At 45.4% G+C, this 19,429-nt stretch carries 10 protein-coding genes; all 10 read right to left on the reverse strand.

Going from position 1 to position 19,429, the window contains the following annotated elements; translation table 11 throughout:
• Nucleotides 1–13 precede the first annotated feature (13 nt).
• Nucleotides 14–1,327 (reverse strand): ADP-ribosylglycohydrolase family protein, encoded by a 1,314-nt coding sequence (locus GXO74_01335; protein NOZ60302.1) that lies wholly within the window; start codon nucleotides 1,325–1,327, stop codon nucleotides 14–16.
• Nucleotides 1,328–1,360: 33 nt separating this feature from the next.
• Nucleotides 1,361–2,824 (reverse strand): hypothetical protein, encoded by a 1,464-nt coding sequence (locus GXO74_01340; GenBank protein ID NOZ60303.1) that lies wholly within the window; start codon nucleotides 2,822–2,824, stop codon nucleotides 1,361–1,363.
• Nucleotides 2,825–2,931: 107 nt separating this feature from the next.
• A complete protein-coding gene (locus tag GXO74_01345) occupies nucleotides 2,932–6,591 on the reverse strand; it encodes a hypothetical protein (GenBank protein NOZ60304.1) in 3,660 nt (1,219 codons plus the stop codon).
• Nucleotides 6,592–6,675: 84 nt separating this feature from the next.
• Complete coding sequence (locus tag GXO74_01350; GenBank protein NOZ60305.1) at nucleotides 6,676–7,710, reverse strand: PorV/PorQ family protein; 1,035 nt, start codon at nucleotides 7,708–7,710, stop codon at nucleotides 6,676–6,678.
• 66 nt (nucleotides 7,711–7,776) lie between these two features.
• Entirely contained in the window at nucleotides 7,777–10,794 is a 3,018-nt protein-coding gene (locus GXO74_01355) for a TonB-dependent receptor (protein NOZ60306.1), read from the reverse strand.
• A 20-nt stretch (nucleotides 10,795–10,814) separates the two neighbouring features.
• Nucleotides 10,815–12,203, reverse strand: coding sequence for a cellulase family glycosylhydrolase (locus GXO74_01360; protein NOZ60307.1), 1,389 nt, complete (start codon nucleotides 12,201–12,203; stop codon nucleotides 10,815–10,817).
• A 239-nt stretch (nucleotides 12,204–12,442) separates the two neighbouring features.
• Nucleotides 12,443–12,583 (reverse strand): hypothetical protein, encoded by a 141-nt coding sequence (locus GXO74_01365; protein ID NOZ60308.1) that lies wholly within the window; start codon nucleotides 12,581–12,583, stop codon nucleotides 12,443–12,445.
• A 123-nt stretch (nucleotides 12,584–12,706) separates the two neighbouring features.
• The gene (locus GXO74_01370) at nucleotides 12,707–15,670 is read right to left on the reverse strand and encodes a T9SS type A sorting domain-containing protein (GenBank protein NOZ60309.1); all 2,964 of its coding nucleotides are present in this window, start codon (nucleotides 15,668–15,670) and stop codon (nucleotides 12,707–12,709) included.
• Nucleotides 15,671–15,911: 241 nt separating this feature from the next.
• Nucleotides 15,912–16,910: a LacI family transcriptional regulator gene (locus GXO74_01375; protein NOZ60310.1), complete on the reverse strand. Its 999-nt coding sequence runs from the start codon at nucleotides 16,908–16,910 to the stop codon at nucleotides 15,912–15,914.
• A 23-nt stretch (nucleotides 16,911–16,933) separates the two neighbouring features.
• Complete coding sequence (locus GXO74_01380) at nucleotides 16,934–19,111, reverse strand: cellulase family glycosylhydrolase (GenBank protein NOZ60311.1); 2,178 nt, start codon at nucleotides 19,109–19,111, stop codon at nucleotides 16,934–16,936.
• Between the last annotated feature and the right edge of the window lie 318 nt (nucleotides 19,112–19,429).

The raw sequence follows: 19,429 nt of genomic DNA on the forward strand, positions 1-19,429 counted from the left end.
TTTTTCTAAAAAATTAAAAAACATCAGATGAAAACTCGACTCTTTTATCCGTAGAAATACGGCTCAAGCCTTCAGCCAACTCATGAAAATCAACTCGATTCGCCCGAGAGACTACTTCCATCCATTTTTGTGGAATGGTTTTCATTCCGTAAGCCGCGCCGCCAAAAAGCGCTGCCAGAGAAGCCACCGTGTCGTTATCTCTGCCGTAATTGACGCCAAATTCGATCAACCATTTTAAATCCTGCGGCGAGTAATCCATTATCGCCAACGCGACTGGCAACATTTCGCCTATGGTGCACATTATTTCTTCCCCCACGGCAAATCGATCGTAAAGCGCGCTGGCAAAAGGCGCGAAATTTTCTTTATTCGCTTCTGTCTCACGGCTTCGGAATCGATGGCTGAGCATAATCGCCGTAATAATTTTTTGATCCAAATCGGACAGCTCGTGCGTTTTTTCCGCACCAAGATAAAATTCCAAACCAAATTCCTGGATTTCCAGAATCAATTCGGGCCAACTTTTTCCCCCCAGCAAATCAGATAAAATCGCTGCGGCAGTTGCGGCATAGATCGGCGCTTCTCCGATATCGAAAAAATCAATTTCCCGAACAAATTTAAAACATCCCCTCGGGTCACCGGGAAAAAACACGCTCAAAGGCGGCAAAGTAATCAACCCCAGAGGCAAGACCTCTCCCCTGTCGTAACTGCTGTTGTTGAACTGACTTTTGAGATCGGTTTTCACCGTGTAAGGTTTGACAGGTTTACAAAACCAGGGCTCGCTGGTATATTCCCGGACCGCATTTCGCTCAGCCGGTGGGCTCAACAGTTTCGGCTTTTGCGGCACAAAAACAGAAGTCGCTGTTTTCGTAATTTCCCACATGAACCACAAATGTAAAAATTTTTCCCGCAACGAAACCGGTTGTTCCAGAAATTTAATGGAATTATCCTGCACCTGTTTTTCATAACTTATTCGTGCTTCCTGATATTCATCAAAGATGAACTGCGCCAGTGCCTTTCTTGTTAAAAAATCCGAGGCTGATTTTTTTGAATTTTCGATCATTGCTTGACAAACCAGCAGCCGCAGCCGGGTATCGTCAGTAAAAGTTCCGGCTTTGGCATGGCGGGAATACACATTCCAGTAATGTTGATACGCCGCAGGATAGACGGAAAAATCATCTATCCAACCGCCTTCTTTTAAAAACCGACGCGATTTTTCAGTGTCCCGTCCCTCAAAAGGACCTGCCATTGCATCAGCAATCGCCGATGCCGCCAACATGGCCTCGATTCGTTCTCGTAGAGAAATTTTCCAATGTTGTTCTTCTAAATCCATCGTTGTCGTCCAAAAATTTTCCAGCATATTGTTTCATCGACTCAGTGATTGGTAATAGTCATGAATCACCTCCGGATAGATTTCTATTTTTATGCGTTGTCTCAAACTGCTGATAAATTCAGGCACAGCCGTCGCCCGCTTATCCCGCTCAATAAAACGTCTGATTACATCGCGGTCTTCTTCAGTCATCTCATCCGGTAATTTTTGTTTAACAATTTCGCGGAATTTTTGTTCAATTTCCTGCTCACTCACGTGAATATTTTCGATAATTCTCTTGCGCAACATGGTTTGCAGCAAATATTCATCAAATAGTTTTGTTTTGACCGGATATTCCGAATCTTTTTCGTCAAGCTGTAAATTTTTGGCTTCTTCTGTCAATTGAAAATCTCTGATGGAATAATCGAGCGCGGTCTTCAAACTTCGCCGCACGATGGATGCCGGTAAATAAGACAAATTACTGATAAATTGCCCCACAGTAAATTTTTTCCCGTTAATGAAAAACAATCCCTGATTTCTAATTTCCCACACCGATGTTTGCAGCGAATCATTTTCTTCCGGAGAAATTGATTTCAATCCTATTCTGGCGGAATCTTGATTTTGGTTTTGAAAAATTTTCTTCAAATGTTCACCTACAATTTTCAACGCCCTCGGATCAACCTGAACATCCAAACCGTTCATCATTTTTTCGATGTGCTGAAATGCGAGCCAATCCCCTATTTTGGCCCGCACCTGAAATTCCAGTTTTTCCTTTGCCAGCTCAAATTCCTGCTTTGAAACCAGCGGATTCTTTTTCCAGTTTAAAACCTGCAAAATATGATAACCATGAGAACTGCGAACGGGCGGGGAAATTTCGCCTTGTTTCAAACGAAAAGCCGTCATCGCCATATCATATTCCATCTGATCCCAGCGAACCCAGCCGAGATCCCCGCCATTTTCCGCCAATTTGGAACTGGTGAAAACTTTTCGAGCTAAATTTTCGAATGGCACACCCTTTCGGAGAAGTGCAAGAGCTGAATCCGCCTGAGCCTTTGTCTCGAAATAAAGATGGCGAACATGACGTTCTTCTCTCGTGTACTGAAAAATTTCCTGAAGCAAAGAATCATCGACAGTTATCTGCGGTTCAATGACGTGGCGGTAGTGTGCCTCACGCAGACATTTATTGCGGAAAGCTTCGGATTTCAATCGAAATCGTTCGTCTCGATCCAGCCGTTGTTTTTTCGCCTCCTTTGCCAGCAGCCGCCGATTGATCATCTCCTGCAAAAATGCTTCGCGTAACTCAGGCGAATCAAACTTGTCCGGCTGCTTCAAAATTTCCAGATATGCCAGACGGAATTCTTTGAGCGTGATGACCTCGTCGCCGATTCTGGCAACAATTTGATCCGACGATCGCTGGCAAAAAGAAAACAATAGCACCAGACCGATCAGGTTTGTGAAAAAAATTAATTTAAAAATTCTTTTTAAAAACTTCAGGGAAACAGCGCTGATTAATAGATACATCCCCCCTTGCCCCCCTTCAAAGGGGGGAATCAAAAAGTCCCCCTTGGAAGGGGGATTTAGGGGGATGTATTTCACACCTTCCATTCGTCAAACCTAACTTTGCAAAATTATTTAATCACAATAAACCGTCCCACATGCTGACCAATTCCCGGAGCATCCACGTGGTAAATGTACAGTCCATAAGCAATATCCATCTGGTCTTTGGTCAACATGTTCCAGCTTTCAATGCCATCGGTCATCTCGCTGTCGTGTTCCAGAGTCTGAACCAGCACACCGTCCACAGTGTAAATTCGAATTGTGCATTTTTTCGGCAGATGGATGAATTGAATCATTCGCGGCCCTCGACCCGAACGATAGGTGTTTTTCGGCTCCCACGCCGCAGCAGCGACGTAGGGGTTGGGCACGACGCGAATTTTATCCAGATTTTCTTTTGCAATTTGTTCATCGATTTTTTGAGCTGTCAATTTAAATCGGAACCGATTTGCCGAAGTGAATTGATAATCGCTGTACAAATACAAAGTATCTCCAGCCCCAAGCGTTCTTCCGTAATATTGGATGAAATCTGTGGAATCATTGATGGAATTGTTCAGCAAATAAAAAGTCACAATAGTCGAATCATTTGGCAATTGCTCCAAAAACCAGATCTCATCTTTTCCCGAGAAATGATATTTTGGCACATAAGACATGGGCAAATTTTCCCGGAATCCATATTTAACTTCCTCGCCGGTCACCAGATCGTAGATTTTAAAATTAGTGGGACTGGGCGGAATTTTAATCGTGATCGGATAATTTTCCAGTTGCAATGGAACTTCATCAGAAGTATCTGCAACCTCATCAAAGAAAACTATGCGATATTGTCTGGGATAAAATACTCCTGGCTTGTATCCCACAATATCCATCACCGAAAAACTCAAATGATATGTGTGGTCTGGATCAATGTTTTCGCTCCAGCGGACTCCTTCAACAATCCCTTTTCCGCTTTCATCAACCAGATTCAAGATTCCTGGTGTTGCCGGCGGATTATAAACGAAAAATTCCAGACCGTGGCTCATGACTCGAAGCGTGGAAGCCTGTTTATCTTCATCATCGTAAAGATTTTTTATCAAAACAATCGAAGTATCTATTTTGCGGTATTCTTTGAACCAGATTGTGTCCAAATCTACTGGCGACATTTCATCGGTCACATCACGTAGCACCATACCAGTCGTTTCATCGGGAATCATTTCATCCGGATCCTGCGCATCAATCAGGCTATCCAGATCGTTGTCGTGACGATCGGTGGCAATGTCCAAAAATTGAATTTCATATTCCGTGCCTTCTTTCACCGAATCTGGTTCCACAATACGCACGCGGATGAATCCTTCACCAGCTTTAGCCTGGCCCACATGTTCGGGTTGTTTGTCAAAACCTGGCGGCACATATCCCAGCGCCGGTGCGCGCGGAATAACCATCACCACATTGGGACCTTTTTCCTGAATTTTCCCGGTGGCATCCACAGCAATATATTTCGTCGTCTCTGAAGGATAAATATTATCTTCCAGTGAGCCTTTATCAAATGCAGTCACTGCGTAATAGTAACGCCTGCCGTTCACCACCGGCGAATCTACGTAAGTATGCACCAACCCGGTTTCTGCTCCCAGATAATATTGCACGCCAAAATTTTTTGATTTGGGATAATAACCGGAAACCCCGTCAATTTTATCAAAAACAGCAATCGGCGTTTTAATGCTGTAACTTCCCAATTGTTGATCGATAATTGTAGTTGTGGCGTCGGCAAAGCCCGGATCGGTAGCGCGATAAATTTTGTAACCTTCGAAATCGTATTCTTTCAAATAACGATCTTTGCTTTCCTCGGCTTTGTCGTCCCAGTACAAAGTCACTTTTCCGTCTTCGGCGACAGCGTGAACTGTGGGCAGCGTTGGCGCCACAGCGAAATTGTAATTGGCATCGTAAATGTCCTGCACTGTTTTCTTGTTGTTGATAATGTGTGCCTCATTCCAGCCGTAAACCATGCCCACGGAGAAGGCCTCTCTTTGCCCGGGTAAAAGAGGAAAGTACCCCGTAGCAAACAAGTAATCAGCGTCCACATTTTCCAGATGGCCATCGAAATATCCGGGACGGCTCACCAGCCAAACCTGATCGTCATTGCTGTAAGTGATATCGCCATACTCGTAAAAAACAAAACTGGTCAAGCCGATTTGATCGGATTCGTTCACATCCACGCGGTCGATATTAGGCTCGCCGGGCAAATCGCCGGTTCCCGGAGTGGGAAGTCCGTCTCCTTCGCCGTAATCGCCCGTTCCTTCTGCACCGTCAAGTCCTACGTCATCGGACTGCGGGTCCCAATCGCGATCGTTATCGATGCCGTCGTCGCGGCGTTCGTCAATGAGCAAATTTGCCAATCCCTCGCCGGTGAGAAAATCTTTTGACAAATATTCTTGCTTGTTGTACACCGGATCCTGAAGGTACAAATAGTAAACTTCGCCGGTTTCGGTAATTTCCGCGCCGTCAGATTCGTCAATTATGCCATTCAAATTATCATCGATGCCGTTGCGGGGAATTTCTTCCAGCGGCGCATTGGGCATTTTGCGATAAGTAATCCCTTTGTGTTCAAAAGTAATTCCCTCAGCGGGCATGGTAGAAACTGTGCGTTTCAGGCTGTCCGACTGGTAATCAATGAGAACAACTGGTTCGCCCACAGCATAAGATTTGACAAAATCCGTTTTGGCAATCACATGCCCGCCACCGGGTGCATCAATGCCGTCGCCGTCGTTATCGATGCCGTCCAGCGCATTGCCCGGGCTCTCCAAAAATGCAAATCCGAGCCAGGGCACGGGACTGTAGCCCTGAGTCCCGATATTGTCGTAATCGTAATTCACCGTAAGGCCTATTTCCCGGTAGAAAGTCGCTGCGTCGTCGTCATAGTCGGGATTTCCCAGACCAAAGAACGCGCCCATGGAAGCGCCGACATTCAAGCCGAAGACTGTTTTTTCCAATTTCAGAATGCCAATATTTTTAATATCATAAATCCAGAAAATACAATCTTCCGCGCTGGGATTTGCCCATTGCAAACCGCGAATCACCTGACGCAATCCCAAGCCGCCGCGTCCCGGATCATCGGGAATCGGCAACGGCAAAGAAACGCCTCCAATTTTTTTATGAAAAGGATAATCATCCACAACGTGAAAACTTTCCTGATCCGCATTAAAGACACCCTTGCCAAAATACCCGTTCCATTTATTTCGCCAACCGGGATCAATTTGATCAGCCATTTTGTCGGGCCAAAAGGCAGGCCAGGTCACTGGCTTGTCGCTCATGGCGGAATTGTGAAACACATCGGGATTGTCTTTGTTGTGAAAACCGGGCAGAGGTTCAAATCCCAAAAAATTTCCCAAATCGTCATGGGAAAACATTGCCGGATCCCAACCCTGACAAAAAACTACCGGCGTGATGGTTGTGTAAAGTGAATCGCCGGTCTCGGGATCGATTTTGTCGAACACGCGTAATTCTGATGTCACGTAACTGGAGGCATTTCCCATCTGCGTATAGCCCATATTTATGGGCCATTCGCCGCCGTAAATTATGCTGTTATCGCCTTTAATCGACCCCAGCATGCCATGATTCCAGTAAGTCACGCGTATCTGATTTCCCGCATGATCGTTGCGCGCCCGGTTGGAACGATCGCCGTGGTATTGCAGCGGATCCTGGGAAAAGATCGCATTTTGCATTATCAAAAGAAACGTCAATGACAAAATAATTCGTTTCATCGTGCTTCCTTTTTTCTCTAAAGTTTCGAGTTTTGAGTTCTGTGTCTCGAGTTTTAGGTGATTTGGTAAAGAGTAAATTTTTGACTAAAATGAAAAAATCATGGAAAATTTATTCGCGTAATTGAATCTGCCGTAATCGATGGCAGCGTAATCCAGATTCAGTCCGAATTGCGCAACTTTAAACTGCAGACCAAAGCCAAACGTCAAGCCTCCTTCGGCATCCTGCAAAAATAACTGCCTGTAACCGGCGCGCATTGCAATAAAATTGTGAAATTGATATTCTCCGCCGACATTCAAATATTCTTTATTATCGTTGGGATGGATGGCGTCCACCGCAACAATCAAATTGTGGTTCCGCACGCCGAAAAAATCCTGTGCAATGTCTGCGGAAATTCCTACGCGGAAGAAAATAGGCAGCGGAAACTGGTCCGTTGTTAAATCGGCATTAATCGTCGCATTATTTCCCGCATTCACCGGATCGATATCGTGCTGCACCAAAAGATCGCGGCCGCTCATTCTCATGCCGCTGCCAAAATTAGAGATGGACATGCCCAGTTTAATATTTTTAAAAATAGTGTCGTACAAAATTCCCATATCCACCGCCATTCCCGAAGCATGAGAATGCCACAAAGTTTCGCGAATGTATTTCGCAGATCCGCCGATGGAAAAACGGTCTGTCAGAGCGCGGGCGAAACTCATTCCCATGGCAATAAATGAAGCAGAAACCATCTCTCCGGTGCCGTCTTGTTCGGAAAGCGTCGTTCTTTCGATATCCGGAGCGCCAAGATGCGTAAATTGAAATCCAACCGTTCCCACGCCGGGCAAACGCAGCGCAATACCAGCGAAATCGAAACTCAAACCGGCGATGTAATCGTAATGGTTGAAAAGAAACTGACTTCTATTCAGAAAACCAAGCCCGCCAGCGTTCCAGTAAAGGGCTGTCGCATCAGTGGCTTGAGTCACGTAAGCTTCTCCCATCGCCAGAGCGCGCGCTCCCACGCCGATTTTCAAAAACGGCGCGGCAGTGGTACCAACACGACTCACTGTTTGTGCCTCCAACCCCTGGCTGAATAAGGCGAAAAGACTGAAAATGACAATCAATGTGGTTAGATATTTCATATTCACCTCATTGGATTTTATCTCAAACTAAAATATTTTTAACAAAATTTTTTCTGAATTTGTAAATTACAAACCGACTCCGATTCCCAATTGAATGAAGCGCGGGGGATAATAATTTCCGGGACGTGTGTAATATTCTTTGACATCAGAAATTTCCACGTCCAACCCGGCGTTACGATCTTCCTGAGTACGGGAAGCAAAAGTAACATCGGGTCTGCCTGTATCCGAGTAAACAGTACGCGCATTCCGCGTATCCAGTAAATTGTAAACATTGAGCATCAAATCATAATTCATTCCGAATAATTTTACCCGCCGCGAGATGCGCAAATCAATCGTGAAAGTCGTGGGTCGCACTTCACTATTCACTTTCAGCTCGCTCAAAGTCGTCCCGCCGACTGTTTCGCCGCGATAAAAACTCGGCGTGTAAGGGAATCCGGAATTCAAAGATGCTACCATGCTCGCATTCCAGCCATTTTTTTGGTAACCAAATGTCGCATTCAAAGTATGCCGCTGATCCCAATCCAGATTGATCAACTGAATGCGCGGTTCTTTGTTGTCGCGAATCTGCGTGTACGCTTCCTGCGGATTGGAGTAAGTACCCTTGGCAATCATAAAAGTGTAATCCAAATTGACGGAGAAATCGGACAGAGCAAATTGCGAGTTAAAAGTAATTCCTTTTACCGCCGCGTGATCGTAATTAATATATTTGTGGTAAGTCGTGCCCCAGTAAGTATCGATCGGCGCGCTAATGCCGACCCAATCACGAATGTCGCGATAAAATCCGGTCACGTTCAAAAACAGCCGATCCCACAGACCCTGTTGCAAACCAACTTCGTACATAACGGTCCGCTCGGGTCCGATGTCCGCATTTCCGATGAGCGGATTGACATTTGCCTTTTTTACGTCGACCCAGAATTTTGGGTTTTCGTACAAATAGCGCAATTCCGGATTCTGGAAAAACCAGCCATAAGAAAAATGAATCACGCCTTGCGATGTGATGGGAAAAGAAATGCCGAAACGCGGACTGAGCTGATATTTGGGTTTGGGTTTTTTGTACCAGAATTGCTCCCGTTCTTCAAGCGTGTATTCCGGCCCCCACTGATCTTCCGGTAAATTGGGATCGTAATTTTTGTAACGATGCGCGTTTTTCACCGGATCGAGAATTTCCGGATCAGCAGGATCAGCAAGCGTTTTTCCGTCCGAATCAAAATAATCGAACCGTAAACCCAAATTGATGATTAATTCCTGAAATTCAATTTTATCCTGCACATAGGCAGAAAACTCGCGCGGTTTGTAATGATAATTTTGCGAAAATGCTGAAGAATCCGGATCCGGAATGTAAGGCCTGTAAGTCGTTTGATCAAATTGAAGCGTGTATGCCTCGTTGTACAAATCATGAAAAATTCCGCCAAATCCCCATTTCATCAAATGACGATTTGTCACCTGACTGGTCATGTCCCACTTGAAAGACCAATGCTTGACTTTATTCTTCCAGCGCTGCACATCGTTGCCAAAATAGACAAAATCACTGTTGTTCAATTGCACGGAAACCCACTTATTATTTCGCCGATCAAACACGTATTGCTCGAAATCCGCTCGTTTGGTCGGCATGTAACGATAATCGTAAGGATCGTCGTAAAGTTCTCCATGATAGTCTTTCTGGAAATAGCTGATTTTCAGTTCGTAAAAGGTTTTCGGCGACAAAGTATGATTTAATGAAAAAACATGGGTTTGACTCAAATTATGATGAATCTTTGTCGCATCAGGAACATATTTGTAGCGATTACTGGCGTCGCGATTACGACGCTTACTCAAATAAAGGCCGTAGCTGAAGTTCATCGACGCCACGGGTCTAAAATACAATTTCGACTGCAACGAATATTGCTCTGCCCAACTTAACGGCATTAATTTGTCATCCGGCTTTTTGAACGTGTGCACCGTATCCTTCGCCGGGCTGGAAAACCCCCAGGGCATGAAATAGCGTTTGCCATAAGTGTAGTCAGGATCGTAATAATACCTGCCGGAAATAAAATAGGTTACCCGCTTTTTTGTCCAGGGGATGGGACCGCTTGTGTTGAACTGCAAGTCCGTATTGGTGAGCGGATTGAATGTGTTGAGATAACCTTTCTTTTTCAAATAAGGCTTATCTTTAATGACAGAGGAAGATTGAAAATCATACTCGCCGGAATTCAAATAATTCAAATCTTCCTCGAAAAATTGATTGGTCAGGCGGTGCGCGGCAAATCGCGCCCAGGCCGGATTGTCCATGACGTAATAGGTCTTGTCATCGAAACTCAGAAAATCCCCCAGGTAGCCGATAAAATTAAAACGGTAATCGTCACTCCCCTGCTTCGTAACAATGTTGATAACTCCGGAGAGCGCTTGTCCGTACTCAGCATTGAAAGTCCCGGTGATCGCCTGCAATTCCTGCACTGCCTGATTGTCAATAGAAATTCCTGCCTGTCGATTGAGCGGATCGATCACCTGAATGCCGTCAACCAGATACACGATTTCCGTGCTTCTGCCGCCGCGGATGTGGAGTTGGCCTCCGGCATCGCGAACCACGCCTGCCTGCAGTTCCAGCACATCACTGACTTCTCGCACCGGCAATGATTGCAACTGATCTGCGCTCACGGAAACCGCCGACGAAGTCAAATCTTTTCTTATCCGTTCACGCTTTGCAGTGACAACAACTTCTTCGCCCAATTCCAGCGTCACTTGCGACAACTGAAAATCCAGTCGCGTGGTGTAATCCGCCGAAATTCGCACTGGTTTGCGCACCTGTTTTTCGTAACCCATGTAGCTCGCTTCCACGATGTACTGCCCCGGCGGCAAATTCAAAATATAAAATTCGCCGTTGAGATCAGTGGCGGCGCCTTTGACTTGTTCAACCGGGAAACGAACTTCCTTCCCATCGCGCACCATGCCGACGACAACCACATTCCCGCCGGGCAGCGGTTCCCCGGTTTGCTTGTCAATCAATCGACCGGCAATTTTTCCGGTGATGCCGGCGTAAGAGATATTTTGAAAAACAGTCGCAAAAAACAAAGTAACGAGAAATAGCCACAAATACTTTCGTAACATCGAGCCTCCTCAAATCGTGTTTATTTTATGAAGAGAATTTTGCGCGTCAATTGCTTCTGATTCGATCGGGTAAATATCGCAAAATAAACTCCGGAAGGAATTTCACTTCCTGACGAATCCTTCGCGCCCCAGATGAATTGAAAATCTCCCTGTCTGATTGGAATTTTTTTTGAAAAAATGAGTTGTCCCGTCAAATTAAAAATATCAATCTTTTCAATGCCCGAACTATTTTTTACGTTAAATTGAATCGCTCGATTGAATGGATTCGGGAAACAAGAGATTTGAAAATCTTGTTCGACTTCTCCGCATGCCTCAACCGCCGTCGCCGGATGAATTCCCCAATTGTCCGAAGTGACAGTCTGCAAAATTTGCTGCGCCTCGGGAACAATCACATCCTGCCACACCGCATCATCGCTGTTGACACTGTAAGTATTTTCATCTTTTCTGTGCCCGAGCCGCCAGAACATCCAGGGGATGCCTCTTTCACGGCAGATATTGCACACGCTGCTGTACAGATTTTTCAATTCGCTCATGCCAGCGCTGCGCGTGTCTCCGAATTCCTCCACAAAAAGCAATTTATTGATCGAACGGCAATAGGACAAATTGTCGTCTATCCATTTGCTCAAATTCCCGCCATAGAAATGAAGCGTGTAAATGTCAGCATCGGGAATGTTGCCCAGAGTTCGAATATCGTCGCCGGATTTTCCCTGATGATAATAATTGGCATAACCGGCGATGCCCAGTGAAACTTTTGTGTTCGGATCAATTTGCTTCAAATGAGACGCCAATTCGCTCAGGAAATTCCGAATCATGTCATGTCTTTCCTGCGAAGAAAGCCCTGTCACATCCAGCAAAGGAATTCCCGCTTCGTTTTGGATTTCCCAGGCGTAAACAACTTCATCACAATCTTTCCAGGCTTTTCCCAGATAAGAATTGTAATGATTCAAAAAATGGGAAAATCGATTTTTGTGGTCGGAGATCGATGCTGCTGACGAATAAATGTTCACAGGACCGTATTTATCCAGATAGGGTTTCGAATGAACGGAAAGAGCAATGATCAATCGAATACCTCGCTTCTGGCATTCGGACATAAGATAATCGACTTTTTCCAGATTTTCGTCATGAAATGTACCCACCGGATCTTCAAATGTGTACGCTTCTGGTGGATCCTCCCAACTCAGATACTGAGCACGATGCCCCAGAAAAATTCGCAGCACTGACAAATTGGCTTCCTGCATGGCGTTCAGTTGCTGCTGAATTCTACCTAATCGCTGGAACCAGAGCTGGTATTGATTCGCGCCAGCCCAGAGATATTCTTCAGCAGAGACAAGGCTGCAGACAAGGCTGCTTTGAATCAAAGCGAAAATAAAAAAAATGAGAAAAATGATTTTGGCCTGTTTCAAGTTCATTTATGAAAAATTACCTTCGCAAAATAAGCTTTTCGATGGTGTACTCTACCTCAAAGTTGGAGCACGCCTGTTTAGATTTTGGATTTAATCCGTCAGGATTTTATAAAATGCTCACGCATAAATTCCAGAAAGCAGTTGCAGATATACTCCAACTGAAAGGCAAATCATACTTTTTTTATTCCACAAAACAGAATTTAATCGATCTGGCTTCTGATGCAGCCAATGGATGCCCCAAAAGCTCAATCAATTTTGTACAAATCTTTTAAAGAGGCGGCTGCTTCTGTGAAAGAAGCTGCCGCCGCAATGTTTTCAATGAAACGGTTTAATTTGAGGTAATATTTTAGTGTGTAATTTTCGTATTTAACGTTGTATTTTAACATCCCCCTAAATCCCCTTTATTTAAGGAGGACTTGAGAGTTCTCCCCTTCAAGGGAGGATTTTCTACCCTCCTTTGAAGGGGAGACAGGGGGGATGTTACTAACTCCGCTAATCAACAATTTTCCTTATTTCATCAACAACATCTTGAGCGTCTTGGAATAGTCCGCAGTTTTCAATTTGTAAAAATAAATTCCGCTCGAGACTTTGACTCCGGCATCATTTCTGCCGTCCCATTGTGCCGCATGATAGCCCGCAGGCTTGTCCGCATCAATCAGCGTACAAATCTTCTGGCCTAACATATTGTAGATTTCCAGTTTGACATGGCCCGCATCTGCCAGATCAAATTTGATTCGCGTTTCCGGATTGAAAGGATTGGGATAATTTTCATGCAATTGCGTGCGCTCGGGAAGTGCAGGATTATCTTCGGCGGTTTCCACACCTGTCGGCGCGTAAACTTCGAGATAACCCCAACTGGAAGGACGTTTCCAATTTTCTGTGTTTCTCACGCCGCCAATGTTAAGTTGTTTTGTTCTTCCTGTTTCCGGCGCGTCCAGCACCAGGTCTTTGTCATTGATGTCGATACGAATGGGAAGCATATCTCCGACCTGCGGCGTAAAATCATGATTTGCCGCCAGAGAATCCAGCGCAATTTTCGCCTCAATCTGGTAGCCCGTGGGACTCGGCAAAATCAACGCTTCCAGTCCCGGAAAAGTTCTCGGAGAGCTTCCGCTTTGCTGAATTTCGCCCCACGATGTGAAAGAAATTCGGTAATCTCCGGTACCCGGATTGTCAACATCATTCAGATCATGCAGCGCGTTCAATGCCATTGCATTGTAAAATCCGATGAACAATTCGAATGCATCGCCTTCCCAGGCTTGACCGCTTTCAGCCAAATCATCGTCCACGACATTGGCGCCGAGATAGAGATAATCATCGTCAATGACAAAAATACAGGTTGTCAAATTGAGGTCTGTAGATGCCGGTGTCCAGTCTCCGGCTGCATCAACGCCTACACCTTCAGGGGTAATGTTGAAATTTTCGTAAGTTAAAAATTCCGCCAGCGAGCCGTCGATCATGAAATTGAAATTCGGATCGTAGACAGCTTTCAGCGTCGGAGACGACGGAACAGTGACCGGGCCTACCGAACTCACGTCACGCAGTTCCGTCTCAGTGCCGTCCAGACCGGTCGCCGTCACTGCGTAGTAAAAAGTGATATCTCCGCCATGAGTGGTGTAAGGCCTGTGATTCCAGTACTGCACCTGCCGCGGAATTTTTGTGCCGATACGGACGACATCGGCCGCCGTCAAATCAGTGATCGGATTTGGGCTAGCATAAACGTTGTAAGTTTCACTCAAATTATCCGGATTATCTGTCCATTGAACCTGTGCGAAAACGTAAGGCTGCACAACGTTAGCAGTGTCCACAATTGCGGCTGCTTCGGGTGACAGCAAGGCGCCTGCCGGTTCTTCCACACCGACCAGCGTGTAATTGTCCCAGTAAATCGTACCAGCCCAGCTTTCCGTAGAATAGACCTGAACTCCGGCGCGGATACTGCCATGGGGATCCAGATCAGCCAATTTATCCAGCACATTGTAAGTAAGCGTATGCCACTGTCCCGGCTGCAGCGTTGTATCCGACACAGTAAATGACGTCTCTGTCCAGGTCCAGGAAACTTTATCCGTCGCCCACAGACTAATTTGCGTCCCAACTGGCGTATTATCCGGCAGATAAACGTCAATAGTAATCGCCGTTGCTCCGGTGTCTGTGTCTGTCCATTGCAAATCAATGTTCTGGTTCACAAATTGAGCCTTTACATCCAGCGCAAAATCCCAGTCAGTCTGCAAAACGCCCACAGAATGTCCGGTGGGATCAGCGGCCCAGTTGATGGCTGTCATCGCGGTGTTCCAGCCCGTGTTCACAAAATCGTACGTGCCGCGAGCTTCATTTTCAAAATCAGCGAGCACCCACTTTTTGCCCACTTCCATAGTATGGAACTGCACATTGTCCACCATCAGCGTGCCAGTCCAGCCGTTCTTAGTGTTAAAATAGACTTCCAGACCCCCCTTGGCATTCCACGGCAGATAATTGCTATTCAACTGATGCGAGCGTTTCACCGGAAACGTCAATGTGTTCCATTCACCTTTTTTCAAAGGTTTCGATCCACCCCAGCCATTTGCCGGTGAATATTTCACATCGATCCAGGTCCAGTTAGTTTTGTCCTGGCTCCAGGCTTTAATCATGACCGTGTCCGGAATGTCCGCCGGAATAAAAACATCGTAAGTCACAAATGCGGCGCCTTCGGTCGTTTCAGTCCAGCCCATATCCAGCGGATCAAGTCCGATGGCAGCTTTGCCGTCACCAGTGGCATTCAGATCCATCGCCAGCACGCCACCGTAATTCGGGTCGTCCATTTGGCGCAGATTGGAACCGGCATCGCCCCACCAATAGCCGAATCCCTGAGTTCCCAAATTGGGATCGTTAAAATCTGCCGCCACATCGGGTTCCACGCCCCAGAGAGTGACATTGTCGATCAGAATCGTTCCTGACCAGGCTCCCGTAACATAGCCGAGATAAATTTCTAATCCGCCTTTGGCGTTCCAGGGCAGATAATTGCTGTTTAATTCGTTGAAACGTTTGATTGCGAAAGTAACCGTATTCCACGCCCCTTTAATCAAAGGTCTGGCCCCTTCGAGCCATTGCGTGGGAGAAAATTTCACATCGATCCAGGTCCAGTTGGTTTTGTCCTGGCTCCAGACTTTAATCATGGCGCTGTCCGGAAAATCAGCCGGAATGAAAATGTCATAAGTAAGAAAATAGGCGCCGACTGTTGTTTCGGTCCATTTCATGTCCAGCGGATCCACTCCGATAGCAGCTTTTCCGTCGCCAGTTACGTTCAAATCCAGCGCGAGAACGCCGCCGTAAGTCGCATCAGTCATCTGGCGCAAATTGGACCCGGCATCGCCCCACCAATAGCCGAATCCTTGAGTCCCCAAATTCGCGTCATCAAAATTGAAAATGACCTGCGCCGGGGAAGTCTGGACAAGAGCAACGCTCATGACCAGCACCAGTAGTAACAAAAATCGTTTCATAAATAGTTCCCTCCTGCTTTGGTTTGTTGTTTTGGCTAATTTTCTTTTTTGGGAAAATTAAATTTTTGCTTCCACCTCCTTTCAAAACAATCAGTATTTTTTGCCGCCAAGACTCAAAGGCTTCAAGTTATTAAAAAATGAACTTATTGAGCACCAAATAAAATTGAATAAAATATTTTCCTGATTACATCCGTGAAAATCTGTATTATCCGTGGCGCTCCGTGTTCTATTAAACTCAAGCCTAAATTTTCCGCACCGATTCTCTTTCCACCAATTGCACCGGCACTACCGTGTGAATCGGCGAATCAATTTCCTTGCGAATTGCCCGGAACAAAATTCTCACGCCAATGGAACCCAATTCTTGCTTGAAAACGCGAATCGTCGTTAAACCCGGCGTGGAAAATCGCGCCAGATCAATATCGTCAAATCCCACGATACTCACATCATCAGGAATTTTCAAATTCATATCCTGAACCGCTTTGTAGCCGTAAAGCGCATTAATATCGTTCGCCGAAAAAATTGCTGTTGGCGGATCAGGTTGGGAAAGCAATTTTTTCACATGGTCGTATCCTTGTTCGATTCCCCCGGCGCTGATGTAATTTTTCAAAACCGGAATATTATTTCTTTCCAGCGTCTTGAGATAGCCTTGGTATCGCAATTCAAAACTTAACCTCGACAAATCCCCGGAAATGAAGCCGATCTTTCGATGCCCTTTTCGGACCAAATGTTGCATTGCCAAAAATGCTCCGTGCTCATTGTCAATAATGATCTGATTGCAATTGGAAATTTCAAATTTCGGATCAATGTAAACCAGCGGCAAATTGACTGAAATGATTCTTTTTACAAAATCTTCTCGGAAAATGCCTACCAAAACCAAGCCGTCCACCTGTCTTTCGCGAACCATTTTAGGCAAATGATCCTGATTGCACTCGGGAATCAAATGCAGCACCAAATTGTAATTATTCATTCCGATTTCCGATTCGATGCCTTCGAGCACCCGCGAATAAAATGGATTTCCGGATAATGGCTGATTTTCCCGGCAAAAAATCACACCGATGTTCTCTGTTGTTTTTGACTTTAGTCCTTTGCCAAAGGCATTGGGACTGAAATTGTAATTTTTGGCGATTTCTTTCACCCGCTGACGCGTTCCCGGGCTCACGTCCGGTCTGTCGTTCAATGCTTTCGACGCGGTGGAAATGGAAACATTTGCCAGACGGGCAATATCTTTTATCGTCACCATTAAATGATCCTTTTGTAATTCTGCTAAATCTCGCCTTTTGCGCGGACAAAGTAAAATCCGATGTCCCCGCGGAACTGCGGCGACTTTAATATCTGATTGTCTAAAATTTCAACTTTTTCTTGTTTTAAAACCGAGCCATTCCAGGTGTTCAGCCATTGCAAATCATAAATCCCGCGCGCGAACTCGGGCAATGAAATATCCGCCTCTTTCACCAGCGGTACGCTGTTTCGGGAGCCCATCTGCTTCCAGGAATAGTCCTGATGACGAATCCAGAGAAATCCAATTTCGCTGCCGCACAGCCCGACAATTTTTACCGCATCTGCCGCACCGTAGCCGCAGCCGACAAATTCGTAACGCGCGACCTCCATCCAATCAGTGCCGTCATTCTGAACCCGAATGCGATGCGAACCTTGCGGAACCGGGACCGCAAAAGTTTTATTAATCAATCCCTGATAAATTTTCCATTCTTCCTGCCATTGTCTTTTTTCCCAATCGCTACTCTCGGCGCTCAAATCCAAATTTTTTTCCAGCGCCAGGCTGTCATCCAGAAAAATCCGCAGCAAGCAGTTGTCAGAAACGTGATTGATGTGCACGCGAAAAAAGCCGTCGCTCGCGTAATTAATTTCAAAAGTCGGCGGCTTGCGCAAATCCGACTTTTCCGATCCGAACAGGAACGTTGGTATTTGCTCTCTGTGCTCAATAGTGCCATTCTCATTTACGACAAACTTGTCCCGAACATTTTTGCTCCATGGTTTTTGAGGGAAAATGACAAAATTTTTCTCTGAACTGTCTGTTGCCGAAACGATTTCCGTTTTCTGATATTCCTTCACGGAGCCATTCGCCAAAAGAGGCATCAGTTTTTCGTTAACGTTAGCGATGGTTCTGAACAAAGTGTACAAATCACTGGAATCAATCAAACTGTCCCACCACCACGTCAACGGCAAAATTGGCGTCGGCGAGAAAAGTCCTGCCCAGAGTCCGTTGTGAATTCCCAAATTTGTCGGATCAGCGTTGCGGGACTCTTTGGGCCCGCGAAAGTCAACGCCGAACTCGCCGACCACGTGCGGCTTGTGAAATTGATTTTCCATTTCTGAAATTGTTGCAGGAAGCGAATAAGTAAAATCAGGTTGATTGTAATGGTGCGTTTGAGAAAAATCCATCTCCTCGATACGCCAGATGTCAAGGTAACCTTCGCCGGAAAAACTCGTGGTAATCAGGTGATCGTAGGGGTCAACTTCCCGCAAATATTCTGCCATCTCCTCATGCCAGCGAATCACGTCTTCTGGTTTCCCTGCAGTGAGATCCACTTCATTCCAGAATTCCCACGCCGCGATTTGCGGACTGTAGCCCCAGCGAGCAACGATGTAATCCAATCGCTGTTTGTAAAACTTTTTCGCCTTTGGCGATGTGAAAAATTCAGCTTCCGTGCGACAGGGGCCACCGTTGCGGAAATTGTAAGGATTGTCATTCCACTTTTTCTCTTTGAAGTAGCCCTGCTCTTTTTGCACCACGCCATGATAATCAAAACAAAGCATCACGTAAATCTCGTAGCGACGGGCGAGACTTAGCACAGAATCCAGACGCGCAGCATTTTGCAAATTATATTTGCCCAGTCCTGACTCTTTCCATTCCAGCGCAAGATTCCAGGGACACATCCAGATGCGGACAAAATTGCAGCCGTTTTTTGCTAAGCGCGAGAAATAAAATTCATAATTCTCCGCCCATGCCACATTTTCCCCAATGCCGCGAAAATACGCCCCGTCATCAAAGCGAAAACCAAAGTGAGATTGCGGATCTCGACGCAAAAAACCGTGCTCTTGAGCGGGAACAACATTTATCGAAAACGTTTTAGATTTTTGGGAAATTTTTTTAGTTTTCAGTTCAAATTGAATCAAATATTTGCCCGTCTGCTGCGGTGTAAACCGAAACCGCCACAGTGACTTGCCATCTTTTTCTCCGTCGTAAAAACAGAAGTGATTTTCCGTTTCACCTGAAGAAAGTCCAATTCTTGCAATTAACCCGGACTCTCTAACATCAAAAGGATTAATGAGTTGAATATTTAGTATCATTTCCATTTGCAAAGGATCATATTGACGGACTTCAGCCGGAGGCGCAGAAATGGAGAGAAAGATATTTTCTGATCCGGTCAGTGTCATGGCATAAAAAATTATCGCGAGAAAAATGAGGAAAGCATATTTCATGGCTCTTCCGTCTGAAAAGTCACAGAAAACGTTTTCGTTGATTTCAATATAAAATAAAAGTGTCTAAAAGTCAAGCAAATTTTTGAATTTTTTTTAAATTTTTTTTAACAAATTCTTTGATGTTGATTTGCCACAGAGCTACAAAGAAAAATGAATGTTCAATTTCGGATGACATAATCTAAATTTGTTACCCCGCTGCTTATTTAATCAACGAACCAACGCCATCTTCCGTGTTTTTCTAAATTCAGATGTTTTGAGTTGATAAAAATAAATACCAGAAGCTGCCGGGTTTCCGCTCTCATCTTTGCCATCCCAGGA

The sequence above is a fragment of the Calditrichota bacterium genome, from assembly GCA_013152715.1.
GTDB lineage: Bacteria > Zhuqueibacterota > Zhuqueibacteria > Thermofontimicrobiales > Thermofontimicrobiaceae > 4484-87.

Coding starts and splice junctions, on each gene's coding strand:
- GXO74_01335 (NOZ60302.1), bottom strand. CDS start 1,327: ATGGATTTAGAAGAACAACATTGGAAAATTTCTCTACGAGAACGAATC.
- GXO74_01340 (NOZ60303.1), bottom strand. CDS start 2,824: ATGTATCTATTAATCAGCGCTGTTTCCCTGAAGTTTTTAAAAAGAATT.
- GXO74_01345 (NOZ60304.1), bottom strand. CDS start 6,591: ATGAAACGAATTATTTTGTCATTGACGTTTCTTTTGATAATGCAAAAT.
- GXO74_01350 (NOZ60305.1), bottom strand. CDS start 7,710: ATGAAATATCTAACCACATTGATTGTCATTTTCAGTCTTTTCGCCTTA.
- GXO74_01355 (NOZ60306.1), bottom strand. CDS start 10,794: ATGTTACGAAAGTATTTGTGGCTATTTCTCGTTACTTTGTTTTTTGCG.
- GXO74_01360 (NOZ60307.1), bottom strand. CDS start 12,203: ATGAACTTGAAACAGGCCAAAATCATTTTTCTCATTTTTTTTATTTTC.
- GXO74_01365 (NOZ60308.1), bottom strand. CDS start 12,583: ATGTTAAAATACAACGTTAAATACGAAAATTACACACTAAAATATTAC.
- GXO74_01370 (NOZ60309.1), bottom strand. CDS start 15,670: ATGAAACGATTTTTGTTACTACTGGTGCTGGTCATGAGCGTTGCTCTT.
- GXO74_01375 (NOZ60310.1), bottom strand. CDS start 16,910: ATGGTGACGATAAAAGATATTGCCCGTCTGGCAAATGTTTCCATTTCC.
- GXO74_01380 (NOZ60311.1), bottom strand. CDS start 19,111: ATGAAATATGCTTTCCTCATTTTTCTCGCGATAATTTTTTATGCCATG.